This window comes from Mycobacterium sp. HUMS_12744610, assembly GCF_041206865.1.
GTDB lineage: Bacteria > Actinomycetota > Actinomycetes > Mycobacteriales > Mycobacteriaceae > Mycobacterium > Mycobacterium servetii.
Map to the genome: position 1 here is coordinate 2,531,279 of NZ_JBGEDP010000001.1, position 26,396 is coordinate 2,557,674.

Genomic DNA, 26,396 nt, shown 5'->3' on the forward strand with positions numbered 1-26,396 from the left:
CCAAAGGTGGTCGGGTCGATCCTCGTGGCCCTGGTCGCTTGCGGCGCCGGTGGGTCCCCGGGTTCGTCTGACTCTGGATATTCTGCCATTTCTTTCCCGCAGTCGCACCGTTCGCGGTGTGTGAGACATACCATGCTGCGATGCAGCGCCTCACCGGCCTGGACGCGAGCTTCCTCTACCTGGAGACCCCGTCGCAGCCCTTGCATGTTTGCTCGATCCTCGAGCTGGACACCGCCACCATGCCGGGGGGCTACACCTTCGACCGGCTGCGCGACGCGCTCGCGCTGCGCATCAAGGCCACGCCGGAGTTTCGCGAGAAGCTGGCCAACAGCCCGCTGAACCTCGACCACCCGGTCTGGGTGGACGACGACGGCTTCGACATCGACCGTCACCTGCACCGGATCGCGCTGCCGTCGCCTGGCGGCCGCGCGGAGCTGTCCGAGATCTGCGGTCACATCGCGTCGCTCCCGCTGGACCGCCGCAGGCCGCTCTGGGAGATGTGGGTGATCGAGGGTGTGGCGGGCACCGATTGTCACCGCCTGGCTGATCCGGGAGGCCGCCTGGCGGTGATGACCAAGGTGCACCACGCCGGGGTGGACGGGGTGACCGGCGCCAGCCTGATGGAGAAGCTGTGCAGCACCGAGCCCGACGCCCCTGCGCCGGACCCGGCCGAGGGGGTCGGCGGGGCCAGCGGCTGGCGGATCGCCGCCGGCGGATTGCTGCGGTTCGCCACCCGGCCGTTGCAGCTGGCCGGTGTGGTGCCCGAGACCGTGTCGTCGATGGTCACCACGCTGCGCAAGGTGCGTGACGGCCAGACGATGGCGCGCCCGTTCGCCGCCCCGCGCACCCCTTTCAACGCCACCATCAGCGGCCGCCGCAACATCGCCTACGCCGAACTGGACCTCGACGACGTCAAGACGGTGAAGGACCACTTCGGGGTCAAGGTCAACGACGTGGTGATGGCCCTGGTCTCCGGGGCGTTGCGCCAGTACCTGGGAGAGCGCAGCGGCCTGCCCGCCGCGTCGCTGGTGGCGATGGTGCCCGTCTCGGTGCACGGCAAATCCGACCGCCCCGGGCGCAACCACGTCTCGGGCATGTTCGCCAGCCTACACACCCACGTCGACGACCCGGTCGACCGCCTCAAGGTCATCGCCGAAGCGAATACTGTTGCCAAGCAACATAGTTCGGCAATCGGCGCCACGCTGTTGCAGGATTGGTCGCAGTTCGCGGCCCCGCGTGTCTTCGGGATCGCGATGCGCCTCTACGCCAGAACCAAGCTGACCGAGAGCATGCCGGTCCACAACCTGGTGGTGTCCAACGTCGCGGGTCCGCAGGTCCCGCTGTACCTGTTGGGCTGCGACGTCAAAGCGATGTACCCGCTCGGCCCGATCTTCCACGGGTCGGGTCTCAACATCACCGTGATGTCGCTGCGCGGCAGGTTGGACGTCGGGCTCATCTCCTGCCCCGACCTGCTTCCGGACCTGTGGGATCTGGCCGGCGAGTTCACGGTGGGGATGGAGGAGTTGCTCGCGGCAACCGGCGGGCGCCGCTAACCAGCAACTTGACTCGCCTCTGGCAGCATAGGTGGGCATGAGCCTGTCTCGCCGCGACAAGGTCGCGCGCACGCTGCTGATCTGGACGACGATCGCCGCCGTGGCGCTTCTTCTCGCCGGCTGCCTCCGTGTCGTCGGCGGGCGCGCGGTCATGGCCGGCCCGAAGCTGGGCCAGGCGCTCGAGTGGACTCCGTGCCGCACGGTGGGCGGGAAGGTCAAACTCCCCGGCGGCGCGCTGTGCGGCAGGCTGGCGGTGCCGGTCGACTACGACCACCTCGGCGGCGACGTCGCGACCCTGGCCATGATCCGTTTTCCCGCGACGGGGGACAAGATCGGTTCGCTGGTGATCAATCCCGGCGGCCCCGGCGAGTCCGGCATCGATGCCGCGCTGGGCGTGGTCCAGTCGCTGCCGAAGCGGGTCCGCGAGCGGTTCGACCTCGTCGGGTTCGACCCCCGCGGCGTGGGATCCTCGCGTCCGGCCATCTGGTGCAACTCCGACGCCGACAACGACCGGCTGCGCACCGAACCGGACGTCGACTACACCCCGGCCGGTGTGGCCCACATCGAGGACGAGACCAAACAGTTCGTCGGCCGTTGCGTCGACAAGATGGGCCTGAACTTCCTGGCGAACGTCGGCACCGTCAACGTCGCCCGCGACCTCGACGCCATCCGCGCGGCGCTGGGCGACGACAAGCTGACCTATCTCGGCTACTCCTACGGCACCCGGATCGGCTCGGCCTACGCCGAGGCCTACCCGGAGAACGTGCGGGCGATGATCCTCGACGGCGCCGTCGACCCCAACGCCGATCCCATCGAGGCGGACCTGCGCCAGGCCAAGGGGTTTCAGGACGCGTTCAACGACTACGCCGCCGACTGCGCGAAGAAGCCGACCTGCCCGCTGGGCACCGACCCCGCCAAGGCCGTCGAGGTCTACCACGGTCTGGTGGACAAGCTGGTCGACCCGAAAGACCCGATGATCGGCCGGCCGGCCCACACGAAAGATCCGCGGGGGTTGAGCTACAGCGACGCCATCGTGGGCACGATCATGGCGTTGTACTCCCCGACGCTGTGGCACCACCTGACCGAAGGGCTGACCGAACTCGAGAGCGACCGCGGCGACACCCTGCTGGCCCTGGCCGACATGTACATGCGGCGCGACTCGCGCGGCCACTACTCCAATGCCACCGACGCGCGGGTGGCGATCAACTGCGTCGACCAGCCGCCGATCAAGGACCGGGCCAAGGTCATCGAGGAGGACCGCCGCTCGCGGGAGATCGCGCCCTTCATGAGCTACGGAAAGTTCACGGGTGACGCACCGTTGGGCACGTGCGCGTTCTGGCCGGTGCCGCCCACGAGTAAGCCCCACACCATCTCGGTGCCCAACCTGGCGCCCACCGTGGTGGTGTCCACCACCCACGACCCGGCGACGCCGTACAAGGCCGGCGTCGACCTGGCCAACGAGCTGCGCAGCTCGCTGCTCACCTTCGACGGGACCCAGCACACCGTGGTGTTCCAGGGCGACAGCTGCATCGACAACTACGTGACGGCCTACCTCATCGGCGGTGACACGCCACCGCGCGGCGCCAAGTGCTGACGCCTTCGCCGAACGTGAACTGACGGCGAGATTTTCGCCGATTTTTGGCGCTGAGTTCACGCTCGGCGCCCGGGATAGCGAGACCAAGGCGTAATCCTTTCGCGCCGCCACGGGTATCCGCGGCTGCAACGATGACTGCCATGTCGCGCCTGAGATCATGGAGCTCGGCGCTGCTCTCGTTCGGACTGCTGCTCGGGGCGCAATCACCCGCGGCGCTGCCGGTCGCCGGTGCGGCACCGGAGCCCGGCGCCGGCCAGACCCCGAGTCCCGCGCCGCCGCGCGCCGCGGCGGTACCGCAGAACTGGGGCAGTTGCAGCCTGTTTCTCCACGGCACCACCGACGTTCCCGCCGGCGCGCGGTGTACCACCGTTGCGGTACCGGTCGACTACCGCAATCCCGGTGGGGCGCAAGCCAAGCTGGCGGTGATCCGCGTCCCCGCCAGCGGCCGGCGGATCGGCTCCCTTTTGGTCAACCCCGGCGGGCCCGGGGCGTCGGCGGTGGACATGGTGGCCGCAATGGCCTCGGACCTGGAAGACACCGACATCACGCGCCACTTCGACATGGTGGGCTTCGACCCGCGGGGGGTGGGCCACTCGACGCCGGCGCTGCGCTGCCGGACCGATGCCGAGTTCGACGCGTTCCGGCGCGAACCGATGGTCGACTACAGCCCGGCCGGTGTGGCGCACATCGAGCAGATCTACCGGCAGCTGGCCCAGCAGTGCGTGAACCGCATGGGCACCGAGTTCCTGGCCAACGTCGGCACGGCCTCGGCCGCGCGCGACATGGACATGGTCCGTCAGGCGCTGGGCGAGAACCAGATCAACTACCTCGGCTACAGCTACGGCACCGAGTTGGGCACCACCTACCTCGAGGCATTCCCCGCCCACGTGCGGGCGATGGTGCTCGACGGCGCCATCGACCCGACCGTCGGCCCCATCCAGGAAAACATCGGCCAAATGGCCGGATTCCAAACCGCTTTCAACGACTACGCCCTCAACTGCGCCCGATCGCCGGCCTGCCCGCTGGGCACCGACCCGGCCCAGTTCGTGAACCGCTACCACCAGCTGGTAGACCCGCTGGTGTTCAAGCCGGGCCGCACGGCGGACCCGCGCGGTCTCAGCTACGCCGACGCGTCCACCGGAACCATCAACGCGCTCTACACCCCGGCCCATTGGAAGTACCTGACCAGTGGCCTGCTCGGGTTGCAGCGCGGCACCGACGCCTCCGACCTGCTGATGCTGGCCGACGACTACGAGGGCCGCGACCGCAGCGGACATTACGGCAACGACCAGGACGCGTTCAACGGGATCCGCTGCGTGGACGCGCCCACGCCGACGGACACGGCGAGCTGGGTCGCCGCCGATCAGCAGATCCGCCAGGCTGCCCCCTTCCTGAGCTACGGGCCGTTCACCGGGACCGCCCCCCGCGACCTGTGCGCGCTGTGGCCGGTGCCGGCCACGTCGGCCCCGCACGCCGCGAGCGCCGCCGCTCCGGGCAAGGCGGTCGTGGTGTCCACCACCCACGACCCGGCCACCCCGTACCAGGCCGGGGTCAGCCTCGCCCGTCAGCTGGGCGCGCCGCTGATCACCTACGGCGGCACGCAGCACACCGCGGTGTTCAACGGTGACCAGTGCGTGGACACCGCGGTGGTGCGTTATCTGCTCGGCGTGGCCCTGCCTCCGCCCTCGCTGCAGTGTCGCTGAGGCCGGTCCGCCCGCGTGTCTGCGCTTCGCAACGGTTCTGAGCGGGCATTTAACGACGGTGGTAACACAGAATTAACAGGGGTTGCATACTGTGCGAGATATGGATCGGCAGAAGGAATTCGTCCTGCGCACGCTCGAGGAACGGGACATCCGTTTCGTGCGGCTCTGGTTCACCGACGTGCTCGGTTTCCTCAAGTCGGTCGCCATCGCCCCGGCGGAACTGGAAGGCGCCTTCGAGGAGGGCATCGGCTTCGACGGGTCGTCGATCGAGGGGTTCGCCCGGGTGTCGGAATCCGACACCGTGGCGATTCCGGACCCGTCGACGTTCCAGGTGCTGCCCTGGGCGAGTCCCGCCGGCCACCACCACTCGGCGCGGATGTTCTGCGACATCACCATGCCGGACGGGTCGCAGTCGTGGGCGGACCCGCGGCACGTGCTGCGCCGTCAGCTGCAGAAGGCCAACGACCTGGGTTTCTCCTGCTACGTGCACCCCGAGATCGAGTTCTTCCTGCTCAAGCCCGGGCCGGACGACGGGTCGGTGCCCGTCCCCGTCGACAACGCCGGCTATTTCGACCAGGCGGTGCACGATTCGGCGTCGCACTTCCGTCGGCACGCGATCGACGCGCTGGAGTTCATGGGCATCTCGGTGGAGTTCAGCCACCACGAGGGCGCGCCCGGCCAGCAGGAGATCGACCTGCGTTTCGCCGACGCCCTGTCGATGGCCGACAACGTGATGACGTTCCGCTACGTCATCAAGGAGGTGGCGATCGAGAACGGCGCGCGGGCGACGTTCATGCCCAAGCCGTTCGCGGAGCACCCCGGTTCGGCCATGCACACCCACATGAGCCTGTTCGAGGGCGACGTCAACGCATTCCACAGCACCGAGGACCCGCTGCAGCTCTCCGACGTCGGCAAGTCGTTCATCGCCGGGATCCTCGAGCACGCGTCCGAGATCAGCGCGGTCACCAACCAATGGGTCAACTCCTACAAGCGGCTGGTGCAGGGCGGTGAGGCGCCGACCGCCGCGTCGTGGGGGGCGGCCAACCGCTCCGCCCTGGTGCGGGTGCCGATGTACACGCCGCACAAGACTTCCTCGCGGCGGATCGAGGTGCGCAGCCCAGACTCGGCGTGCAACCCGTATCTGGCGTTCGCGGTGCTGTTGGCCGCCGGACTGCGCGGGGTGGAGAAGGGGTACGTGCTGGGCCCGCAGGCCGAGGACAACGTGTGGGACCTGACCCCCGAGGAGCGCCGCACGATGGGCTACCGCGAGCTGCCCACCAGTCTCGACAGCGCGCTGCGCGCCATGGAGTCCTCCGAGCTCGTCGCCGAGACGCTCGGTGAGCACGTCTTCGATTTCTTCTTGCGCAACAAGCGCACCGAGTGGGCCAACTACCGCAGCCGGGTCACGCCATACGAGCTGAGCACCTACTTGTCTCTGTAGCTCAGTTGGCCTGAGCGGCGCGCGGGTTGCGCTACGGTCGTGGTCGTGACCAAACCCGCAACGCATCGCCCGAAGCTGCCCAGCGTGGGCCGGCTCGGGTTGGTCGATCCGCGCGCGGGTGAACGGCTGACGCAGCTGGGTTGGTACGACCACGACGACCAGGCCCACGTCGACCTGCTGTGGGCGTTGTCGCGCGCGCCGGACGCCGACGCCGCGCTGCGCGCCCTGGCGCGGCTGGCGGAGAACCCCGACACCGGGTGGGAGGAGCTCAGCGCAGCGCTGCTGAGCGAACGTGCCCTGCGCGGCCGGCTGTTCGCGGCGCTCGGCTCGTCGCTCGCGCTGGGTGATCACCTGGCCGCGAACCCGCAGTCCTGGAAGCTGCTGCGCGGCAAGGTCAAACTGCCCGCCCGCGAGGAGCTGTGCGCGACGTTCGTCGGATGCGTCGACGAGTCCGACCCCGACGCGTCGGCGGGGCCGGGTTCGGCGGTGCTGCGGTTGCAGAACCTGTACCGCGACCGCCTGCTGGTCCTGGCCGCGCTCGACCTGGCCGCGACGGTCGAGGACGAGCCGGTGGTGCCGTTCACCGTGGTGGGCGCCCACCTGTCGGACCTCGCGGACGCCGCGCTGGCGGCCGCGCTGCGGATGGCCGAGCTGACCGTGTGCGGTGATCGCACGCCGCCGCGGCTGGCGGTCATCGCGATGGGCAAATGCGGTGCGCGCGAACTGAACTACGTCAGCGACGTCGACGTCATCTTCGTCGCCGAGCGCGCCGACCCGGTCAGCGCCCGCGTCGCCGGGGAGATGATGCGCGTGGCCTCCACGGCGTTCTTCCAGGTGGACGCCGCCCTGCGGCCCGAGGGTCGCGCCGGCGAGCTGGTCCGCACCGTCGAGTCCCACGTCGCCTACTACCAGCGCTGGGCGAAAACCTGGGAGTTCCAGGCGCTGCTGAAGGCCCGGGCGGCGGTCGGCGACGCCGAGCTCGGCGAACGCTATCTGACCGCGTTGCTGCCGATGGTGTGGGTCGCCTGCGAGCGCGACCACTTCGTGGTCGAGGTCCAGGCCATGCGGCGCCGCGTGGAGCAACTGGTGCCCGCCGACGTCCGCGCCCGCGAGATCAAACTCGGCAGCGGCGGGATACGGGACGTCGAGTTCGCCGTGCAGCTGCTGCAACTGGTGCACGGCCGCAGCGACGAGTCGCTGCGGGTGGCGTCCACCGTCGACGCGCTGGCCGCGCTGGGCGCGGGCGGCTACGTCGGCCGCGAGGACACCGCGAACCTCACCGCCTCCTACGAGTTCCTGCGGTTGCTCGAACACCGGCTGCAGCTGCAGCGGCTCAAGCGCACCCACCTGCTGCCCGAGTTCGACGACGAGGAGGCGGTGCGCTGGCTGGCGCGCGCGGCCCACATCCGGCCCGACGGCCGCCACGACGCGGCCGGGGTGCTGCGCGAGGAGCTCAAGCACCAGAACCTGCGGGTGTCACAGCTGCACGCCAAGCTCTTCTACCAGCCGCTGCTGGAGTCGATCGGCCCGCCCGGGCTGGAGATCTCGCACGGCATGAGCACCGAGGCGGCCGAGCGGCGGCTGGCCGCGCTCGGCTACGAGGGGCCGCAGACCGCCTTGAAGCACATGTCGGCGCTGGTCAACCAGAGCGGCCGGCGCGGCCGGGTGCAGTCGGTGCTGCTGCCGCGGCTGCTGAACTGGATGTCCTACGCGCCCGACCCCGACGGCGGGCTGCTGGCCTACCGGCGCCTGTCCGAGGCGCTGGCTCAGGAGAGCTGGTATCTGGCCACGCTGCGCGACAAGCCGGCGGTGGCCAAGCGGCTGATGCACGTGCTGGGTACCTCCACCTACGTTCCCGACCTGCTGATGCGCGCGCCCACGGTGATCCAGAGTTACGGCGACGGCGCCAACGGCCCCAAACTGCTCGACACCGACCCCGCCGCGGTGGCTCGCTCGCTGGTGGCCTCGGCCAGCCGCTACACCGACCCGGTGCGCGCGATCGCCGGCGCGCGCACGCTGCGCCGCAGGGAGCTGGCCCGCATCGGTTCGGCGGACCTGCTGGGCATGCTGGAAGTCACCGAGGTGTGCCGGGCGCTGACGTCGGTGTGGGTGGCCGTCCTGCAGGCCGCGCTGGACGCGATGATCCGGGCCAACCTGCCCCCTGACGGGCCCCGCGGGGGGACGGCGCCGGCGGCGATCGCGGTCATCGGGATGGGCAGGCTGGGCGGCGCCGAGCTGGGCTACGGGTCCGACGCGGACGTGTTGTTCGTCTGCCAGCCGGCCCACGGCGTCGAGGACGCCCAGGCGATCCGCTGGTCGACGTCGGTAGCCGAGCAGACACGCACGCTGCTGGGCACTCCGAGCGTCGACCCGCCGCTGGAGGTCGACGCCAACCTGCGGCCCGAGGGCCGCAACGGTCCGCTGGTCCGCACGCTGGGCGCCTACACCGCCTACTACCAGCAGTGGGCGCAGCCGTGGGAGATCCAGGCTCTGCTGCGCGCGCACGCGGTCGCCGGCGACGCCGAGCTGGGGCAGCGGTTCCTGCTGATGGCCGACAAGATCCGCTATCCGGCCAACGGGGTGTCGCCCGAAGCGGTCCAGCAGATCCGCCGCATGAAGGCCCGGGTCGAGTCCGAGCGGCTGCCGCGGGGCGCCGACCCCAACACCCACACGAAGCTGGGTCGCGGGGGACTGGCCGACGTCGAATGGACCGTGCAGCTGCTGCAACTGCGGTACGCGCACGAGATCGAAGCCCTGCACAACACCTCGACGCTGCAATCGCTGGACGAGATCGCCGCGGCCGGGCTGGTCCCCGCCGAAGACGTGGACCTGCTGCGTCAGGCGTGGCTGACCGCCACCCGCGCGCGCAACGCCCTGGTGCTGGTCCGCGGCAAGCCCACAGACCAGCTGCCGGGCCCCGGACGCCAGCTCAACGCGGTCGCCGTCGCCGCGGGATGGCCGACCGACGACGGCGGCGAATTCCTGGACAACTATCTTCGGGTGACGCGGCGGGCGAAGGCGGTCGTGCGCAAGGTGTTCGGAAGTTGAGTCAGGAGGCCCGCGCGTTGGACGCCACATTCGAGGTTCTCAGCGCGACGGAAGCCGACCGGGTCACGGCCCTCTACGCGCCGCTGGCCGACGCCGTGCGCGAGCTCGTCGACGCCACCATCCACACCGAGGCCGACGAGGACGTCGTCGTCGACGCGCGGTCGGCGATCGAGGCGGTCACCGCCTCGTTGCGGCAGCGGACCCGGCCCGCCGGGGTCAGCTACCGGGTCGACGGCCGCGCGCTGCCGCTGGGCAACGCCGCGGTGGGTGTGTGCAACCCGATCGCCCCGCCGGTCGTCGTCCACCACGAGGGCGGCGGGCGCTGCTGGAGCGAGTTCGTCCTCGGCTCGGCGTACGAGGGTCCGCCCGGCCTGGTGCACGGTGGGGTGAGCGCACTGGTGCTCGACCACATGCTCGGCGAGGCGGCCAGCGAGGGGCTGTCCAAGCCGCGTTTCACCGGAACCATCACCGTGAAGTACCTGCGCGGCACCCCCCTGGGCGCGCTCCGCTGCGAGGCCTGGATCGAGGGCAGGGAGGGCGTCAAAGTGTTTGCACGCGGTACCATTTCGGATGACGCGGGCGTCACCGTGGAGGCCGAGGGCGTGTTCATCGAGCCGGCGTGGGCGCGGGATTCCGCGCAATGAGGTTCTACGTCAGCAGCGCATTTCTGGACACTCGCGAGATCATCGAGATCGCCAGGGCCGCAGACGAACTCGGCTACGACGGGATGGGGATCCCCGACCACGTCGTGAACCTGGAAACACTGGACACGCCGTACCCCTACACCAAGGACGGGCAGCGGCGCTGGCAGCCGTTCACCGACTGGCCGGACCCGTGGGTGCTCGTCGGCGCCCTGGCCCAGGTCACTACCCGGCTGCGCTTCGTGACGACCGTCTACATCCCGGCGATGCGCAACCCGTATTCGGCAGCCAAAGCCATCGGCACGGCGGCGGTGCTGGCGTCGGGCCGGGTGGAACTGGGCATCGGGGTCGGCTGGTGCCGCGAGGAGTTCGCCCTGATGGGGGAGCGGTTCGAGGCCCGCGGCAGGCGCACCGACGAGATGATCGAGTTGATGCGGGCGCTGTGGCAGCCGGGCTGGACGGAATTCGAGGGCGAGTTCTATCCGACGCCGCGGCTGGAGATGCAGCCCACACCGCCGCCGATCCCTGTCTACGCCGGCGGGCTCAGCGAGGCCGCCCTGCGCCGCGCCGCGCGCAACGACGGCTGGATCGGCGACCTGATCAAGACCGAACGAGCCATCGAGGCGGTGGGCCGGTTGCGGGAGTTGCGGGCCGAAAATGGTTTGACGATGGACGAATTCACGATCCTCACCCCCCTCACCGACGCGTTCACCCCCGTCGACTACCAGCGTGCCGCCGACGCCGGTATCACCGGCATCATCACCATGCCGTGGATGTTCTACGCCGGCCCCGACGCCACGCTGGCCGACAAGATCGACGGCATGGCGCGCTTCCGCAAGGACCTCGGGCTCGACGGGTAGCCGCGGCGCGGCCCAGCCTCGCGGGACCCCGCGACACATAAACGGTTGCGACGACACGCCGACACGGCCCGCAGAGGTTTATGTCTCGCGTAGGGGGAGGCTCGCCGGCGGAGCGCGCTCTCACACGGGCGCGGCGGTCATGTTCATGTCGATCGTGCCCTGACACGGGCCGCTGGCGATCTCGGTGTGCATCGTGCCGGCAAGCGTCCCGTCGGGTTGGGGCGTGTAGCGCACCGTGGCGTGGGCGGGACTCCACTGGATCGTGGTGTCGGGCAACATGCAGTCCCACTGGAAGTCGCTGGCCTGGGTCCACGACGAGCCGTCCCAGGTGAATTTCGGTTGCGGAGCCGTCGGGTTGCTCGGCGGTGGGCCGTCGACGATCGTGGCCGTGCACGTTCCGTTCGTGCAGCTTGAGCGGAACGTGTAGACGTCGGTGTGCTGTTCCTCGGGGTCACCGGCCGCCAGGCTGGTCCCGGACTTCGGGCCGACCATGAACGTGATCGCGTACTTGCCGTTCCACGAGGGAGAGTCGGCGGAGGCGATCGGGACGGCCGGCGCGACCGCGAGCGACGCGGCGCACAAACCCACGAGACCGCTCAGGCGCCCCGGGGTCATGTCAGGGTTTGGGTGTCGGGGCCGCGGTTCCATAGAGGCAATCGTGAAGTTCCTGACTACCCGGGTCGAAGTCGAATCCGCAGTTGCACTCGCGAACTTCCTGCGGGGTGCCGAGCCCATCGCAATAGGGGGTGCCGGCCGACGCCGAGGGTGCGGTCCACACGACACCGGCGGCCAGGGCCGCCACCGCGGCGCCGACCGTGGCCATCAAAACTCTCGCCTTCATGTTGGGATCCTTCCCTCCGGTTACAGCCGGCCGCGCTTCTCGGCGGCATGCAGGGACGATAACGCCGTCGACCGTGGCTCGCCCGGCAAAGACGAAACCACCCGCGCGGCAATCGGGGGGTGATCGCGGCGCGGGTGGCGTCGTCTCGACGCCTTAGACGTCGTAGTAGAGCGCGAACTCGTAGGGATGCGGCCGCACCTGCACCGGCAGGATCTCGTTCTCGCGCTTGAAGGCGATCCACGTCTCGATCAGGTCGGGCGTGAAAACGCCGCCCTCGGTGAGGTATTCGTGGTCCTCTTCCAGCCGGTCGATCACCGCCGACAGCTGGGTAGGCGCCTGCGGGATGTTGGCGGCCTCCTCGGGCGGCAGCTCGTAGAGGTCCTTGTCGACCGGCGCCTGGGGCTCGATCTTGTTCTTGATGCCGTCCAGGCCCGCCATCAGCATCGCCGAGAACGCCAGGTACGGGTTGCCCGACGAGTCGGGGCAACGGAACTCCAGCCGCTTGGCCTTCGGGTTGCTGCCGGTGATCGGGATGCGCACGCACGCCGACCGGTTGCGCTGGCTGTACACCAGGTTGATCGGCGCCTCGTACCCGGGGACCAGCCGCTTGTAGGAGTTGACGGTCGGGTTGGTGAACGCCAGCAGCGACGGCGCGTGGTGCAACAGGCCGCCGATGTAGTGGCGGGCGGTGTCCGACAGGCCGGCGTAGCCGGTCTCGTCGTACATCAGCGGGCTGCCGTCCTTCCACAGCGACTGGTGGGTGTGCATACCCGAGCCGTTGTCGCCGAACAGCGGCTTGGGCATGAACGTGACGGTCTTGCCGTTCTGCCACGCCGTGTTCTTGACGATGTACTTGTACAACTGCATGTCGTCGGCCGCGTGCAGCAAGGTGTTGAACTTGTAGTTGATCTCGGCCTGCCCGCCGGTGCCCACCTCGTGGTGGCCCTTCTCCAGCTCGAAGCCGGCCTTGATCAGGTTCTGCAGCATCTTGGCGCGCAGGTCGACGTAGTGGTCGACGGGGGCGACCGGGAAGTACCCGCCCTTGGGGCGGACCTTGTAGCCGCGGTTGGGGCTGCCGTCAAGTTCGTTGGGCGAACCGGTGTTCCACCATCCCGAGATCGCGTCGATCTCGTAGAACGAGCCGTTGGTGCGCGAGTCGAAGCTGATCGAGTCGAAGATGTAGAACTCGGCCTCGGCGCCGAAGTAGGCGGTGTCGGCCACCCCGGTGCTGATCAGGTAGTTCTCCGCCTTGCGGGCGACGTTGCGCGGGTCGCGCGAATACGGCTCGAGGGTGAACGGGTCGTGCACGAAGAAGTTCATGTTCAGCGTCTTGGCTTCGGTGAACAGGTCGACCTTCGCGGTCGCCGGGTCGGGCAGGAGCAGCATGTCGGACTCGTGAATCGACTGGAATCCGCGAATCGACGAGCCGTCGAAGGCCAACCCGTCCTCGAACACGCTCTCGTCGAAGAACGACACCGGAATCGTGAAGTGCTGCATGATGCCCGGCAGGTCACAGAACCGGACGTCGACGAACTCGACGTTTTCGTCCTTTACGAGTTTGAAGACGTCGTCGGGCGTCGTTTCCGTCACAGCTTGCTCCTTTACTTGGTGAAATCCGCGGCCTGACGCTATGAAGCTGATGTTGCCCGCCGGTCAACCCCGTGTTGCGCGCACGTTACGTGCCCACGCCGCCCGCAAAAGTGGCCGGGTCGGCGCTATGCGCCGGGGGCTCTATTGTGGGGCCATGGACCGCAAGATCGTATCTGGTCCGGCGTGTGGGCGCACCGCAGTGCCGCGCTTACGCGTCGGGCAGCCGTGCCAAGACCGCGCCCGATGACGCCGGGATCGCGATCCGCCTACCCGGGTGAGGCGCTCGGATTGCCCGAGAGCGGTGCGGGTTCGCTGGCGCCGATGGGGCGCCGCCTGGCCGCGCTGTTGATCGACTGGCTGATCTCCTACGGCCTGGCGGCGCTGGGCCTGACATTCGGCCTGCTCTCCCAGCGGAGCCTGGCGACCGCGGTGCTGGTCGTCTGGTGGGTGCTCGGCGTGGTGGCGGTGCGGCTGTTCGGCTCCACCCCCGGCCAGTTGACGCTGGGCCTGGGGGTGGCGGCCGTGGACGGACGGATACCGGTGGGCGTCGTCCGGCTGGCCGTGCGCGGCCTGCTCGTCGCGATGGTCATCCCGGCCCTGTTCACCGACTACGACGGCCGCGGCCTGCACGATCGCGTGACCGGCACGGCCGTGGTGCGGCGCTGACGGTCGAGGGTGCGGAGATGCCCTGCCGCTACCGGCGGCGCACCGTGCGCTGCACGCCGCGCATCTTGCCGGCGTTCGGCTGTGGCCCCTTGGGCATGACCCCGGCGCCCGCCCGCGACCCGAGCGCGGCCATCCGCGACTCCAGGCTGTCCATCTGCTTGACGGTGATGTTGGCCGGCAGGCGGGTCAGGTGGCGCTCCAGCTTGCCCAGGGGCACCTCGCCCTCGCCCTTGCCGACGACGATGTCGTAGATCGGTACGTCGCCGACCAGGCGCGCGTGGCGCTTCTTCTCCTGCGCCAGCAGCGGTTTGACCCGGGCCGCCGACCCCTCGCCGACCAGGATGACCCCCGGCCGGCCGAGCACCCGATGTACGGCGTCGAAGTGGCCGGTCGCGGCGACGCCGGGGGTCACCCGCCACTTGCCGCGCATGTTGTCCAGCACCCACGCCGCGGCACCCGCCTGGCCCTCGGCTTTGCTGTAGACCGATTTCTGCGCCCGGCGGCTGAATATGATGAACGCGACCAACGCGCCGAGCAGCACCCCCAGCGGGATCAGCGTGATCATGGTGAGCCCGCCTGCCCAGAGGCCGACGGCCACCGAGGCGGCCACGATCAGCACGAAGGCGCCGATCATGTACGGCAGCAGCCGGTTGTCCTCCTGGCGCTGAATGTTGAACGCCTGCCACAGCTGGGCGCGGCGCTCCTTGGCGGCGGCCTTGCGGGCGGCCTGTGCCTCGGCCCTGGCGGCTTTGTTCTCGGCGGCTTTGCGGGATTTAGCCATAATCACCAAGGATATGCGGTGCCGGTCAGGGCGCCGAGGCCTCCATGCTGTCCGGGCCGCGGGCAGCCTGCTCGTAGAGCCGCCCCGCGCGGTACGACGAGCGCACCAGCGGCCCCGCCAGGACCCCGGAGAATCCAATTTCTCTGCGTGGCAGGCCAACTCGGTGAACTCACTGGGCTTGACCCAGCGCTCGACGGGATGGTGGCGCGCCGACGGCCGCAGGTACTGGGTGATGGTGACGATGTCGCAGCCGGCGTCGCGCAGGTCGGCCAGCGCGGTGCGCACCTCGTCGGGCGTCTCGCCCAGACCGAGGATCAGGTTGCTCTTGGTCACCAAACCGGCCTCGCGTGCGGCGGTCAGTACGTCCAGGCTGCGCCGGTAGGTGAACGCGGGTCGGACCCGCTTAAAGACCCGCGGCACGGTCTCGACGTTGTGGGCCAGCACCTCGGGGCGTGACTCGAACACCTCCGCCAGGCGGGCGGGGTCGCCGTTGAAGTCGGGGATCAACAGCTCGACCCCCGTCGTCGGGTTGAGCTCCTTGATGGCGCGTACCGTGGCGGCGTACAGCCAGGCCCCGCCGTCGGGCAGGTCGTCGCGGGCGACGCCGGTGACCGTGGCGTAGCGCAGGCCCATCGTCCGGACGCTGTCGGCGACCCGGCGGGGCTCGTCGCGGTCCAGGTCGGCCGGCCGGCCGGTGTCGATCTGGCAGAAGTCGCAACGCCGTGTGCATTGGTCGCCGCCGATCAGGAAGGTGGCCTCCCGGTCCTCCCAGCATTCGAAGATGTTGGGGCAGCCGGCCTCCTCGCAGACCGTGTGCAAACCCTCGCGCCGGACCAGGGCCTTGAGCTGGGTGTACTCGGGTCCCATCCGCGCGCGGACCTTGATCCACGGGGGCTTGCGCTCGATGGGGGTCTCGGCGTTGCGTACCTCGAGCCGCAGCAGTTTGCGGCCTTCGGGAGCGACAGTCACATCGCCGATGCTACGCGGGCGACGGGATGGTCCCGCACCGGCAAGACCCCATCCAGGGCGTCGCACACCGCGACCGCCACCGCCGCACATACGTCCTCGACGCGCACCGTGCGTCCCAGTTCGGCCGACACGGACGTCACCCCGGCGTCGCTGATCCCGCACGGCACGATGGCGCCGAACGCCCCGAGGTCGCAGTCGCAGTTGAGCGCGAACCCGTGCAGGGTGGTCGCGCGGGACACCCGTACGCCGATGGCGGCGACCTTGCGTGCGGGTCGTGCCGCGTCGCCCGGCACCCACACGCCCGAGCGGCCCGCGACGCGGACGGTTTCCAGGCCGAGGTCTGCGCAGACCTTGATCAGCGATTCCTCTAGCCGCCGAACGTAGTTGACGACGTCGAGCGGTTCGGCCAGCCCGATGATCGGGTAGCCGACCAGCTGACCCGGGCCGTGCCAGGTGATCTTGCCGCCGCGGTCGGTGTCGACGACGGGCATGCCGTCCACGGGTCGCTCGTGCGGTTCGGTGCGCCGCCCCGCGGTATACACCGGCGGGTGCTCCAGCAACAGCAATGCGTCGCGGCCGCCGGCGGACCGGGCGTCGGCCAGGTCACGCTGCAACTGCCAGGCGGTGCCGTAGTCGAGCGTGCCCAGCCGGCGGACGTCGATGGGGGCCGGCTGCGCCCTGATGGATGACCTGATGGGTGCGGTCACGGTGGCGACGGTACACCCCCGGCACGGCCGCGGATCTAGTCGCGTTCCCGCCGGGCGGTCGCGTAGTCGAGCGCCTCGCCGATGGTGTTGTGGTGGAACTGGAAACCGGCCCGTTCCAGCGCCCCGGGGATGGCGCGCTGCCCGATCAGCAGCGCCTCGTCGGCGAACTCGCCGAGCGCCGCGCGCACCGCTACCCCCGGCAGCACCAGCGGGGTGGGACGGTTGACCGCGCGGCCTAACGCGGTGGTGAACTCGGCGTTGGTCACCGGCGCCGGACCGGTCATGTTCACGGGCCCGGCCAGCGCGCGATGCGACATCGCGAACAGCAGGGCGCGCACCTCGTCCTCGAGGCTGATCCACGACATGTACTGACGGCCGCTGCCCAGCCTGGCGCCGAGGCCGGACGAGAACAGCGGCCGCACCTTGCGCAGCGCCTGGCTTGCCGCGCCCAGCACCACCCCGGTGCGCGCCAGCACGACGCGGACCCCGCCGTATTGGGCCGGCAGTGTGGCGGCCTCCCAGTCCTGGCACAGCTGGGCCAGGAAACCGCTGCCGGCCCGGGCGTTCTCGTCGACCACACGGTCCCTGGTGTGCCCGTAATAGCCCACCGCGCTGGCATTGATCAGCGTTTCGATTCCGGCGTCGGCGACGGCCTTGGCCAGCACCTCGGTCGGAGTGATGCGGCTGTCGCGCAGGCTTTGCTTGAACGCCCCCGACCAGCGCCGCCGGCCGATGTCGACCCCGCACAAGTTCACCACGGCGTCGACGTCGTCCAGGGCGTCGGGATCGAACTTGCCGCTCTCCGGATTCCAATGCAGCTCTTCGGGATTCGCCGGTGCCCTGCGCACGATGCGCAGCACCCGGTGGTCGGCGGCGCGCAGCGCGGCAGCCAGCGCGGAGCCGATCAGGCCGGACGAACCCGCGATCGCGACGACGGCCTTGTCACCAGCCCGGGCCACGCTCTCACAGCCCCAGGTCGGCCTCGAACGCTCCCTCTTCGAGCCGGTTCTTGATCGTGGTGAGGAAGCGTCCGGCGTCGGCCCCGTCGATGAGCCGGTGGTCGTAGGTCAGCGGCAGGTAGCAGACCGAGCGCACGCCGATCGACTCGTTGCCGAATTCGTCGACGATCACCCGGGGCCGCTTGACGATGGCCCCGGTGCCCAGCATCGCGGCCTGCGGCGGCACCAGGATCGGGGTGTCGAACAACGCCCCCTGGCTGCCGATGTTGGTGATCGTGAAGGTGCCGCCGGACAACTCGTCCGGTTTGAGGTCGCCCGAGCGGGCGCGCGCGGCGATGTCGGCGATCGCGCGGGCCAGCCCGGCCAGGGACAGATCGCCGGCGTTGTGGATCACCGGGGAAAGCAGGCCCTGCTCGGTGTCGACGGCGAACCCGAGGTGCTCGGCGTCGTAGTAGGTGATCTCCTTGGTGTCCTCGTTGTAGCTGGCGTTGATGTTCGGGTGGGTCTTCAGCGCGTCGATCACCGCGCGGGCGATGAACGGCAGGAAGGTCAGGTTCACCCCTTCGCGTTCGGCGAACGCCGCCTTGGCCCGCGCTCGCAACCCGACGATCCTGGTCATGTCGACCTCGTGGGTCTGGGTGAGCTGGGCCGTCGCCTGCAAGGATTCGCGAGTCTTGGCGGCGGTGAGCTGCCGGATACGGCTGGCCTTCTGCGTGGTGCCGCGCAGGTGCGCCAGCGCCGGTGCCGGGGTGGGTGCGGGCCGTCGGGACTCCGCGGCCGCCCTCGGCGCGCCGGCGGCGGGAGCCGGCGCGGGTGCCCGGGTGGCCTGCTTCTTCTGTTCCGCCGCGGCGAGCACGTCCTGCTTGCGGATCCGGCCGCCCACGCCGGTCCCGGTGACCGCGTTCAGGTCGATGTCGTGTTCGTTGGCCAGCTTGCGCACCAGCGGGGTGACGTACGGCGTCCGCTCCGCCACACCCTGGCCCTGCGACTCCGCAGCGGGCCGCGCCGGTGCCGGTTCGGCCTTCGGCGCGGGCTCGGTCTTGGGCTCGGGTTTGGGCTGGGGCGCCGGCTCGGGCTCGGCTTTGGGCTGGGGCGCCGGCTCGGGCTGGGATGGCTTGGTGGGGGCGGACACCGCGCCGGCTCCCGAGCCGATCCGTGCCAACTCGCCGCCGACCGGAACCGTGGCGTCCTCCTCGGCGGTGATGCTGACCAGCACACCGGCCACCGGCGAGGGAATCTCGGTGTCGACCTTGTCGGTGGACACCTCCACCAGCGGCTCGTCGACCGCCACCGAATCGCCGACCTTCTTCAGCCAGCGGGTGACCATGCCCTCGGCAACGGACTCGCCGAGTTCGGGCATCAGCACTGGAGTGGCGTCGCCGGAAGCCCGGTCAGGTTGCGGGGCCTGCGCCTGCGCGGGCTCCGGTTCGGGCTCGGGCTCGGGTGCGGGCTCGGCCTGGGTCTCGGGCTGCGGGCGGCTCGGCGCCTGCGCGCCCGCCCCGCCGTCCTCGGCGGCGTCGCCGATGACGGCCAGCTCGCCGCCCACCTCGACGGTGTCGTCTTCCTGGGCGACGATCTTGATCAGCACCCCGGCCGCGGGGGAGGGGATCTCGGTGTCGACCTTGTCGGTGGACACCTCGACGAGGGGCTCGTCGACTTCGACCGTGTCGCCTTCCTGCTTGAGCCAGCGCGTGACCGTCCCCTCGGTGACGCTCTCACCGAGTGCCGGCATCTGGACGGAGAAGGCCATCTTTTCTGACTCCTCGAATCGCTGGTGGTTCGGCGCAGGTCGAAGCCCGGTGGTGTAACGGCGGGAAACCGAGTCGTCCTCGGAACTCTCCCATTCGCTATCTTGTCATCGCCGCGGGAACGGCACACATTCAGGGCTGCCGCGCGCCGATGCCGGGGCGAGGGTCAACCCGCTTGCTACGGTGTGGCCACTGCTGGTCACGTTGCCAGTCAGGGGCAGGCGGAGCACATCGGGGGTGGCGGAGTTCAGATGGCGGCAACACAGCAGGTTTCCCAGCATTTCGTCGACAGCACGGACGGGGTGCGCATCGCGGCCTACGAAGAGGGCAACCCGGAGGGCCCGACCGTCGTCCTGGTGCACGGCTTTCCCGACTCGCACGTGTTGTGGGACGGGGTCGTGCCGCTGTTGGCCGAGCGGTTCCGCGTCATCCGCTACGACAACCGGGGGGTGGGCGGCTCGTCGACGCCCAAGCCGGTCGCCGCGTACACGATGGAGCGCTGCGCCGACGACTTCGCCGCGGTCACCGGTGCGCTGTCGCCCGGCCAACCCGTGCACGTCCTGGCCCACGACTGGGGGTCGGTGGGCGTGTGGGAGTACCTGAGCCGGCCCGGCGCCGCCGACCGGGTCGCCTCGTTCACGTCGGTGTCGGGCCCCAGCCAGGACCAGCTCGTCGCCTACATCTTCGGCGGGCTGCGGCGGCCGTGGCGACCGCGCACCTTCGCCCGGGCGATCAGCCAGGCGCTGCGGCTGACCTACATGGTGTTCTTCTCGATACCGGTGCTCGCGCCGCTGGTGCTGCGGCTGGCGCTGCGGAGCAAGGCGGTCCGGCGCCACATGGTCGGCGGCATCCCCGACGACAAGATCCACCACTCCGCCGGCCTGGCCGGCGACGCCGCCCGCTCGGTGAAGACCTACCGCGCCAACTACTTCGCCGCGTTCGCCAGGAAGCGGCCGATCCCGGTGGTCGACGTGCCGGTGCAGTTGATCGTCAACACCGACGACCCCTACGTGCGGCCCTACGGCTACGATGACACCGCGCGCTGGGTGCCGCGGCTGTGGCGCCGCGACATCAGGGCCGGTCACTTCTCCCCGATGTCGCACCCCCAGGTGATGGCGGCCGCGGTGCACGACCTGACCGACCTGGCCGAAGGCCGGCAGCCCAGCCGCGCGCTGCTGCGCGCGCAGGTCGGCCGCCCCCGCGGGGACTTCGGCGACACCCTGGTCGCGGTCAGCGGAGCCGGCAGCGGCATCGGCCGGGAGACCGCGTACGCCTTCGCCGCCGACGGCGCCGAACTCGTCGTCAGCGACATCGACGAGGCGTCCGTCAAGGAAACCGCGGCGGAGATCGCCGCGCGCGGCGGCGTCGCGCACAGTTATGTGCTCGACGTGTCCGACGCCGACGCGGTCGAGGCGTTCGCCGAGCGGGTCAGCGCCGAACACGGTGTCCCCGACATCGTCGTCAACAACGCGGGCATCGGGCACGCCGGCGGCTTCCTGGACACCCCCGCCGAGGAGTTCGACCGCGTGATGGACGTCAACTTCGGCGGCGTGGTGAACGGCTGCCGGTCGTTCGCGCGGCGGTTGGTCGAACGCGGCACCGGCGGGCACATCGTCAACGTGGCGTCGATGGCCTCCTACTCACCGCTGCAGTCGCTGAGCGCCTACTGCAGCTCCAAGGCGGCGGCCTTCATGTTCTCCGACTGCCTGCGGGCCGAGCTCGACACCGCCGGCGTCGGGCTGACCACCATCTGCCCCGGCGTCATCAATACCAACATCATCAAGACCACTCGCATCGACGCGCCCCAGGGCAAGACGGAGCAGGTGGCCGGTCGCCGCGGACAGCTCGGCATGCTGTTCGCGCTGCGCCATTACGGCCCCGAGAACGTCGCCAACGCGATCCTGTCGTCCATCCGCAAGAACAAGCCGATCCGTCCGGTCGCGCCGGAAGCCTACGCGTTCTACGCCCTTTCGCGGTTCGCGCCGCAGGCGCTGCGCAGTACCGCGCGGTTGCGGGTGATCTAGCCGGGGCCGGCCCAACGGTCGGCGAACGATCGAGTTCAGCGACCGCCGAGAAGGCGCTGCTTCTGTTCGACGAACTCCGTGTCGGTCAAGGCGCCCCTGTCGCGGAGTTCGGCGAGTCTCCCCAGCACTTCGGTGATCTCGCGCAGCTCGGTAGTGGTACCGGACGGCCGGCCGCTCGAGGCCGTGCGGGACCGTTGCTCGCGGTCCCCGACGGCCGCCCCGGCACGTACCCGGCTGCCCGGGGCTCCCTCGTCGACCGGCCGGTCTTCTCGGGAACCGGATGCGCCGCGCGAGGGAAACGCCATCAGCGGAGTCCCACCGAAGAGGGGCATGTCGCCGAACGGGCCAAGGCCCGAACGTGGGCCCGGGACGGAACCGGCGATCGGCGATTCGACGGCGGCCAGACGCATCTCCGGGGCAGCCGACGTCCAGCCCGCCGGCACCGACAACCGGCCGCGGGAGCCTCCACCGCCCATGTGGGCTGAAACCGAGGTGGCCGCCGCGTGCGGGCGCGCCGCCTTCCCGGTCCCCGCCGGACGTTGCGGCGCGGCCGGGGCTTTCTCCCCGGCCCCCGGCCCCACGGCGTTGTGCTCGGCCTCGGAGATGAACCCCGCGGCGCCCGACACCCCGATCAGCCCGAAACCGTTGCCCAGAAATTCGGAGCCGAGTTCCACCAGGTCATAGACATTCGTGAAGTCCGAAAAGCCGGTCAAACCGAAGGGTGCGGCCCAGCGCCCGCAACGCATTCGGCACCGCGGACATCAGCGTGCCACTCGCCAGCGCCGCCTGTGCGTGGCCGGCCGAGGTGGCGGCGGCCCGGGCGGCCGCGGCGCTTTGTGCGATGACCCCGCCCTGGTCGGTGGCCGGCCGTGGCGGGTCGAACGGAGTCACCTCCGCGGCCGCCCGCGAGGTACCGGCATAGCCGTACATCGCGGCGACGTCCTGGGCCCACATCTCGGCATAGGCGACTTCGGTGGCCGCGATCGCCGGGGTGTTCTGGCCCAACACATTCGTCGCGATCAGCGACATCAGCTGTGCACGGTTGGACGCGATCACCGGCGGAGGCACCGTCATCGCATGGGCGGCCTCGTATGCCGCCACGGCAGCCCTGGCCTGGGCGCTGGTCTGACCCGCCTGCGCGGCGGCGATATTCAGCCATGCCACCTGCGATGCGGCCGACGCCGCCATCGACGCCGCGGACGGGCCCTCCCACGGTTCGCTGGTGAGCTCCGAGACCACCGACTCGAGGTTGGACGCGGTGGTGTGCAACTCGTTGGCCAGCTCATCCCATGCCCACGCGGCGCTCAGCATCGAACCCGCACCAGGACCCGCATAGATGCGCGCGGAGTTGACCTCCGGCGGCAAAAACGCAAAATGCATGTGTGCTTGGCTATCCCCTGCATCCCCGGGGGCGTCCTCGGCGGCCTCCGGTCATGTCCCCTTCGTACCACGCGCCGCCGATCCCGGATCGGGCCCGGTGTCAACGCCGGGTGATCCGCACTGCGAATCCTGCTCGGCAACAAGCGCTTTCACCCAACGCGACGATCACGGTCACGGCTCACCGGCATCGATCGACGGCACGCGGGACGAACGGAGGGCCCTAGACGGACGGGGACGCGCCCTCGGACCGTCGGACCAGGAACGCGCCGGCGACCGCCAAGACCCCGACCACCGTCAGCGGGATCGTCCAGGCGCGCCGGCTGCCCACCGCCGAGTTGCACTGTGCCACGTAATTGGGCGAATGCGGGGCGAACTGGCCGACGATCGGGATGTTCGCCCCGGTCTGGTTGTTGGTTGTCTGCGTCGCGTTACGGGCGCCCTGCGTATTCTCCGCCACGGCGTTCCCGCAGCCGATGGAATTTCCGTTCCCGTCGGAAATGGAAACCGGCACCAGCAAACCGATCACCCCGGCCAGCAACAGCACGGCGCCCACCGCCATGATCAACCGTCGTACCGTCACGATCTCGCCTTTCTCGTCAGCGAATGAAAACGCTGGAAGATTAGCCACTGGGGGCGGCCAGTAAACCTGCGGTTCGCCAGGGTCGGGTGCTTGGCTCCCGGCCCCGGGCGGGTACTCGGCGGCGGTAACCCGAGCAGCGAGAGGATTTGCCGTGATCATTGCGACGCGGGGCGTGGCCGTGCCCTGCCAGCGGGTCTGGGACGTGATGGCCGACGGGTGGACCTACACGCAGTAGGTGGTGGGCAACCGCCGCATGCGCGCGGTCGACCCGAACTGGCCGGCACCGGGCACCATGGGCTGGTCGCCGCGGCGATGCTCGCCGACGCGGGGTGGGACGGGCTGGTGCTGGAGGCGCAGCCCGAGCCCGGCGGCGCGGTGCGCAGCGCCGAGCTGACACCGGGCTACGTCACCGACCTGTTCAGCTCCTAGCACTCGATGACCTGCCGCCCGTCGACGTGGTCCCGGCCGGACTCCCGCGCGGTGCTCGCAATGCTGACCAAATGAGCCGGTCAGCCGTTCTCGCAGATGTCTTCCAGCACCGCCCAGATCGTGCGGGTCGGCACGCCCGTGGCGCCCTTGGGGCTGTACCCCCACGGGCCGCCGGTGTTGTAGGCCGGGCCGGCCACGTCGATGTGCGCCCACGCCACCCCGTCGGCGACGAACTCGCGCAGGAACACACCGGCCACCAGCATGCCGGCGAAGCGCTGGCCGCTGACGTTGGCCAGGTCGGCCACTCCTGACTTCAGTTCTTCCTTGAGCTCGTCGGGCAGCGGCATCGGCCAGCCGTTCTCGCCGACCCGCTGTGAGATCCCCGCGACCCGGTCGCGGAACTCGTCGCTGCCCATCACCCCGGGGATGCGCGAGCCCAGCGCCACCGTCTGCGCGCCGGTCAGCGTGGAGGTCTCGATCAGGTAGTCGGGCTTGTCCTCGCAGGCCCGCACGATCGCGTCGGCCAGGATGAGCCGGCCCTCCGCGTCGGTGTTGAGCACTTCGACCGTCGTCCCGCCGTACTGCGTCAGCACGTCGCCGGGGCGCTGCGCGGTGGCCGACGGCATGTTCTCGGCCATCGGCACCGTGGCGATAACGTCGATGGGCAGCCGCAGCTGCGCGGCCAGGGCGACGGTCGCCACGACAGCGGCCGCCCCGCCCATGTCGGAGGTCATGTAGTGCATCGACGCCGCCGGCTTGATCGAGATGCCGCCGGTGTCGAACGTGACGCCCTTGCCGACCAGCGCGACCTTCTTGGCGTTCTGCGGTTTGTTGGCCAGCCGCGACCCGCGGTGGATCAGCCGCACCAGCCGCGGTGGGCGCGACGAGCCCTGGCCGACGCCGATGATGCCGCCGTAACCGCCCTTCTGCAGGGCCTTTTCGTCGAGGATCTCAACGTCGAGGCCGACGGATTCGCCCAAAGCCTTTGCCCGTTTGGCGAATTCGGCGGGGTACAGGTGGTTCGGCGGGGTGTTGACGAGGTCGCGGGCGGTGGCGACCGCGGTCGCGACGGCCGCGGCGTGTGCGGTCTGCTTGTTGGCGTTCTTGGAGCCGGACAGCACGGTGATCTTGCGCAGCCCTTTGTCTTTCGGCGCCGTCTTGGCGCTGCGGAAGTCGGTGAACCGGTAGCTGCCCAGGATCAGCCCCTCGACCGCGGCCGCGCAGACGCCCTCGCCGGGCAAATCGGCCAGGGTGGTGAGCACGGTCTCGGCGTTGCCCAGGGAGCGTGCCGCCACACCGGCGGCGCGGCGGACCGTGTCGGCCGGCCACTCGGGTCGGGGTTTGCCCAGCCCGACGGTCAGCACGCTGCCCACCGGCAGCGAGTTGACCACCAGCCGGTGAACCTGTTCGCTGCCGCCGGTGGCGTCCAGGGCACGCAGGCCGGCCTCGATCTCGGCGACCGCGTCGGCGGGCAGGAACGGCTCGGCCGACGCCACGACCGCGCCCGGCTTGTCCTCCTCGCCGGCCGACACGACCGGCACCAGCAGGACCGAGGCACCCGCGCCGCGCTTCGGCAGCGAGGTGGCGACGTTGACGGCAGGGGATCGGTAGCCCGGTTCGGTGGTCACGGGCAATCACCCTAGTCACCTGCGGCGGGCCCAGGCCCCCTGCCCCGACGTGGCGATGGCGGCGCCGATTAGGGTGGGATGGCGTGAGCGACGGGCCAGAGCTGCTGCACGGACCACTGGAAGACCGCCATCGCGAGCTGGGCGCCAACCTCGGCGAATTCGGCGGGTGGCTGATGCCGGTGTCCTATGCCGGCACCGTCAGCGAGCACAACGCCACCCGCAACGCCGTCGGCCTGTTCGACGTCAGCCACCTCGGCAAGGCGCTGGTTCGCGGACCGGGCGCCAAGGAGTTCGTCAACTCCGCGCTCACCAACGACTTGAACCGCATCGGCCCGGGCAAGGCGCAATACACGTTGTGCTGCACCGAATCCGGTGGGGTCATCGACGACCTGATCGCCTACTACGTCGCCGCCGACGAGATATTCCTGGTGCCCAACGCCGCCAACACCGCCGCGGTCGTGGCGGCGCTGCGGGCGGTCGCGCCGTCGGGCGTGACTGTCGCCGACGAGCACCGCGACTACGCGGTGCTGGCGGTGCAGGGGCCGCGGTCGGCCGACGTGCTCGGCGAGCTGGGGCTACCCACCGACATGGAGTACATGGCCTACGCGGACGCCTCCTACTCGGGGGTGCCGGTGCGGGTGTGCCGCAGCGGCTACACCGGCGAGCACGGCTACGAGCTGCTGCCGCCCTGGGATTCGGCGGGGGTGGTGTTCGACGCGCTGGTCGCTTCCGTGCGTGCCGCCGGCGGCGAGCCAGCCGGCCTGGGCGCCCGCGACACCCTGCGCACCGAGATGGGCTACCCGCTGCACGGGCACGAGCTCTCGCCGGACATCTCCCCGCTGCAGGCCCGGTGCGGCTGGGCGGTCGGCTGGAAGAAGCCCGCCTTCTTCGGTCGCGACGCGCTGCTGGCCGAGAAGGCCGCCGGGCCGCGGCGGCTGCTGCGGGGGCTGCGCATGGTCGGACGCGGGGTGCTGCGCCCCGGGCTCACGGTGCTCGCCGGGGACACCCCCGTCGGGGTCACCACCTCCGGAACGTTCTCGCCCACGCTGCAAGTCGGCATAGGTCTGGCGTTGATCGACACCGACGCCGGCATCGAGGACGGCCGGCGCGTCACCGTCGACGTGCGTGGCCGCGCCGTCGAATGCGACGTCGTGCGGCCACCTTTCGTCGCGGCGAAAACCCATTAGCCGCCATTTGAGTTCGGGTCGCGTTCCCCGGCCGCAAAAGCACCATCGCATCCGGAGATACAATCGG

Annotated in this window: 21 protein-coding genes and 3 pseudogenes; 12 read left to right on the plus strand and 12 right to left on the minus strand. The window is 70.2% G+C overall.

Annotated features, from left to right (window positions below; translation table 11 throughout):
- Positions 1-140 precede the first annotated feature (140 nt).
- The 7 genes from AB8998_RS12465 to AB8998_RS12495 all read left to right on the plus strand — a co-directional run bounded on the left by AB8998_RS12465 (position 141) and on the right by AB8998_RS12495 (position 10,840).
- Positions 141-1,553, plus strand: a complete 1,413-nt coding sequence (locus tag AB8998_RS12465; RefSeq protein ID WP_369738241.1) for a WS/DGAT/MGAT family O-acyltransferase — start codon at positions 141-143, stop codon at positions 1,551-1,553.
- Positions 1,554-1,584: 31 nt separating this feature from the next.
- A complete protein-coding gene (locus tag AB8998_RS12470) occupies positions 1,585-3,147 on the plus strand; it encodes an alpha/beta hydrolase (RefSeq protein ID WP_369738242.1) in 1,563 nt (520 codons plus the stop codon).
- A 131-nt stretch (positions 3,148-3,278) separates the two neighbouring features.
- On the plus strand, positions 3,279-4,850 hold the full coding sequence (locus AB8998_RS12475; protein WP_369738243.1) for an alpha/beta hydrolase: 1,572 nt from the start codon (positions 3,279-3,281) through the stop codon (positions 4,848-4,850).
- Between the two features lie 100 nt (positions 4,851-4,950).
- Positions 4,951-6,291: a type I glutamate--ammonia ligase gene (gene glnA, locus AB8998_RS12480; RefSeq protein WP_369738244.1), complete on the plus strand. Its 1,341-nt coding sequence runs from the start codon at positions 4,951-4,953 to the stop codon at positions 6,289-6,291.
- Positions 6,292-6,330: 39 nt separating this feature from the next.
- On the plus strand, positions 6,331-9,339 hold the full coding sequence (locus AB8998_RS12485; protein ID WP_369738245.1) for a bifunctional [glutamine synthetase] adenylyltransferase/[glutamine synthetase]-adenylyl-L-tyrosine phosphorylase: 3,009 nt from the start codon (positions 6,331-6,333) through the stop codon (positions 9,337-9,339).
- On the plus strand, positions 9,336-9,983 hold the full coding sequence (locus tag AB8998_RS12490) for a PaaI family thioesterase (protein ID WP_369738246.1): 648 nt from the start codon (positions 9,336-9,338) through the stop codon (positions 9,981-9,983). The genes AB8998_RS12485 and AB8998_RS12490 overlap by 4 nt, the downstream gene beginning before the upstream one ends.
- Positions 9,980-10,840 carry a TIGR03619 family F420-dependent LLM class oxidoreductase gene (locus AB8998_RS12495; protein WP_369738247.1) on the plus strand — a complete coding sequence of 287 codons (861 nt, stop codon included), beginning with the start codon at positions 9,980-9,982 and terminating at the stop codon, positions 10,838-10,840. The genes AB8998_RS12490 and AB8998_RS12495 overlap by 4 nt, the downstream gene beginning before the upstream one ends.
- 120 nt (positions 10,841-10,960) lie before the next feature.
- Here the strand turns inward: AB8998_RS12495 and AB8998_RS12500 are convergent, their stop codons facing one another.
- From AB8998_RS12500 to glnA (AB8998_RS12510), 3 genes are all read right to left on the minus strand, one after another.
- Positions 10,961-11,455, minus strand: coding sequence for an Rv2253 family sensor-like surface protein (locus AB8998_RS12500; protein ID WP_369738248.1), 495 nt, complete (start codon positions 11,453-11,455; stop codon positions 10,961-10,963).
- A 1-nt stretch (position 11,456) separates the two neighbouring features.
- Positions 11,457-11,681, minus strand: a complete 225-nt coding sequence (locus AB8998_RS12505; protein ID WP_369738249.1) for a hypothetical protein — start codon at positions 11,679-11,681, stop codon at positions 11,457-11,459.
- A gap of 153 nt (positions 11,682-11,834) precedes the next feature.
- Positions 11,835-13,271, minus strand: coding sequence for a type I glutamate--ammonia ligase (gene glnA, locus AB8998_RS12510; protein ID WP_369738250.1), 1,437 nt, complete (start codon positions 13,269-13,271; stop codon positions 11,835-11,837).
- Between the two features lie 243 nt (positions 13,272-13,514).
- Between glnA (AB8998_RS12510) and AB8998_RS12515 the strand changes: the two genes are divergently transcribed.
- Entirely contained in the window at positions 13,515-13,937 is a 423-nt protein-coding gene (locus AB8998_RS12515) for an RDD family protein (protein WP_369738251.1), read from the plus strand.
- Positions 13,938-13,965: 28 nt separating this feature from the next.
- On the opposite strand, the gene AB8998_RS12520 is transcribed toward AB8998_RS12515, so the two are convergent.
- The 5 genes and pseudogenes from AB8998_RS12520 to sucB all read right to left on the minus strand — a co-directional run bounded on the left by AB8998_RS12520 (position 13,966) and on the right by sucB (position 19,103).
- Positions 13,966-14,718 (minus strand): DUF4191 domain-containing protein, encoded by a 753-nt coding sequence (locus AB8998_RS12520; RefSeq protein ID WP_369738252.1) that lies wholly within the window; start codon positions 14,716-14,718, stop codon positions 13,966-13,968.
- 25 nt (positions 14,719-14,743) lie between these two features.
- Positions 14,744-15,687, minus strand: a pseudogene (lipA, locus tag AB8998_RS12525) (lipoyl synthase).
- Positions 15,684-16,382: a lipoyl(octanoyl) transferase LipB gene (gene lipB / locus AB8998_RS12530; protein ID WP_369741541.1), complete on the minus strand. Its 699-nt coding sequence runs from the start codon at positions 16,380-16,382 to the stop codon at positions 15,684-15,686. The pseudogene lipA and the gene lipB overlap by 4 nt, the downstream one beginning before the upstream one ends.
- Before the next feature lie 47 nt (positions 16,383-16,429).
- Positions 16,430-17,353, minus strand: coding sequence for a TIGR01777 family oxidoreductase (locus tag AB8998_RS12535; protein ID WP_369738253.1), 924 nt, complete (start codon positions 17,351-17,353; stop codon positions 16,430-16,432).
- Positions 17,354-17,357: 4 nt separating this feature from the next.
- Positions 17,358-19,103, minus strand: coding sequence for a 2-oxoglutarate dehydrogenase, E2 component, dihydrolipoamide succinyltransferase (gene sucB, locus AB8998_RS12540; RefSeq protein WP_369738254.1), 1,746 nt, complete (start codon positions 19,101-19,103; stop codon positions 17,358-17,360).
- Between the two features lie 249 nt (positions 19,104-19,352).
- Here sucB and AB8998_RS12545 point away from each other — a divergent pair, with 249 nt between their 5' ends.
- Positions 19,353-21,125, plus strand: coding sequence for an SDR family oxidoreductase (locus tag AB8998_RS12545; RefSeq protein WP_369738255.1), 1,773 nt, complete (start codon positions 19,353-19,355; stop codon positions 21,123-21,125).
- 35 nt (positions 21,126-21,160) lie between these two features.
- On the opposite strand, the gene AB8998_RS12550 is transcribed toward AB8998_RS12545, so the two are convergent.
- The 3 genes from AB8998_RS12550 to AB8998_RS12560 form a co-directional block, all read right to left on the minus strand.
- Positions 21,161-21,838, minus strand: a complete 678-nt coding sequence (locus AB8998_RS12550) for an SHOCT domain-containing protein (RefSeq protein ID WP_369738256.1) — start codon at positions 21,836-21,838, stop codon at positions 21,161-21,163.
- Complete coding sequence (locus AB8998_RS12555; RefSeq protein WP_369738257.1) at positions 21,804-22,505, minus strand: PPE family protein; 702 nt, start codon at positions 22,503-22,505, stop codon at positions 21,804-21,806. The genes AB8998_RS12550 and AB8998_RS12555 overlap by 35 nt, the downstream gene beginning before the upstream one ends.
- A 220-nt stretch (positions 22,506-22,725) precedes the next feature.
- On the minus strand, positions 22,726-23,085 hold the full coding sequence (locus AB8998_RS12560; RefSeq protein WP_369738258.1) for an aminopeptidase: 360 nt from the start codon (positions 23,083-23,085) through the stop codon (positions 22,726-22,728).
- Positions 23,086-23,236: 151 nt separating this feature from the next.
- Between AB8998_RS12560 and AB8998_RS12565 the strand changes: the two are divergent.
- Both AB8998_RS12565 and AB8998_RS12570 read left to right on the plus strand, forming a co-directional pair.
- Positions 23,237-23,317: pseudogene (locus AB8998_RS12565) on the plus strand (SRPBCC family protein); the annotation flags it as partial.
- 80 nt (positions 23,318-23,397) lie between these two features.
- A pseudogene (locus AB8998_RS12570) lies at positions 23,398-23,511 on the plus strand (hypothetical protein); the annotation flags it as partial.
- Between the two features lie 83 nt (positions 23,512-23,594).
- On the opposite strand, the gene AB8998_RS12575 reads toward AB8998_RS12570, so the two are convergent.
- The gene (locus tag AB8998_RS12575) at positions 23,595-25,142 is read right to left on the minus strand and encodes a leucyl aminopeptidase (protein ID WP_369738259.1); all 1,548 of its coding nucleotides are present in this window, start codon (positions 25,140-25,142) and stop codon (positions 23,595-23,597) included.
- Positions 25,143-25,225: 83 nt separating this feature from the next.
- Here AB8998_RS12575 and gcvT point away from each other — a divergent pair, with 83 nt between their 5' ends.
- Entirely contained in the window at positions 25,226-26,329 is a 1,104-nt protein-coding gene (gene gcvT, locus AB8998_RS12580) for a glycine cleavage system aminomethyltransferase GcvT (protein WP_369738260.1), read from the plus strand.
- Positions 26,330-26,396: the final 67 nt, after the last annotated feature.

What these genes read in the sequence shown, in the direction of transcription:
- AB8998_RS12465 (WP_369738241.1), top strand. Translation starts at nt 141, where the DNA reads ATGCAGCGCCTCACCGGCCTGGACGCGAGCTTCCTCTACCTGGAGACC.
- AB8998_RS12475 (WP_369738243.1), top strand. Translation starts at nt 3,279, where the DNA reads ATGACTGCCATGTCGCGCCTGAGATCATGGAGCTCGGCGCTGCTCTCG.
- glnA (WP_369738244.1), top strand. Translation starts at nt 4,951, where the DNA reads ATGGATCGGCAGAAGGAATTCGTCCTGCGCACGCTCGAGGAACGGGAC.
- AB8998_RS12495 (WP_369738247.1), top strand. Translation starts at nt 9,980, where the DNA reads ATGAGGTTCTACGTCAGCAGCGCATTTCTGGACACTCGCGAGATCATC.
- AB8998_RS12500 (WP_369738248.1), bottom strand. Translation starts at nt 11,455, where the DNA reads ATGACCCCGGGGCGCCTGAGCGGTCTCGTGGGTTTGTGCGCCGCGTCG.
- AB8998_RS12505 (WP_369738249.1), bottom strand. Translation starts at nt 11,681, where the DNA reads ATGAAGGCGAGAGTTTTGATGGCCACGGTCGGCGCCGCGGTGGCGGCC.
- AB8998_RS12515 (WP_369738251.1), top strand. Translation starts at nt 13,515, where the DNA reads ATGACGCCGGGATCGCGATCCGCCTACCCGGGTGAGGCGCTCGGATTG.
- AB8998_RS12520 (WP_369738252.1), bottom strand. Translation starts at nt 14,718, where the DNA reads ATGGCTAAATCCCGCAAAGCCGCCGAGAACAAAGCCGCCAGGGCCGAG.
- sucB (WP_369738254.1), bottom strand. Translation starts at nt 19,103, where the DNA reads ATGGCCTTCTCCGTCCAGATGCCGGCACTCGGTGAGAGCGTCACCGAG.
- AB8998_RS12545 (WP_369738255.1), top strand. Translation starts at nt 19,353, where the DNA reads ATGGCGGCAACACAGCAGGTTTCCCAGCATTTCGTCGACAGCACGGAC.
- AB8998_RS12555 (WP_369738257.1), bottom strand. Translation starts at nt 22,505, where the DNA reads ATGCATTTTGCGTTTTTGCCGCCGGAGGTCAACTCCGCGCGCATCTAT.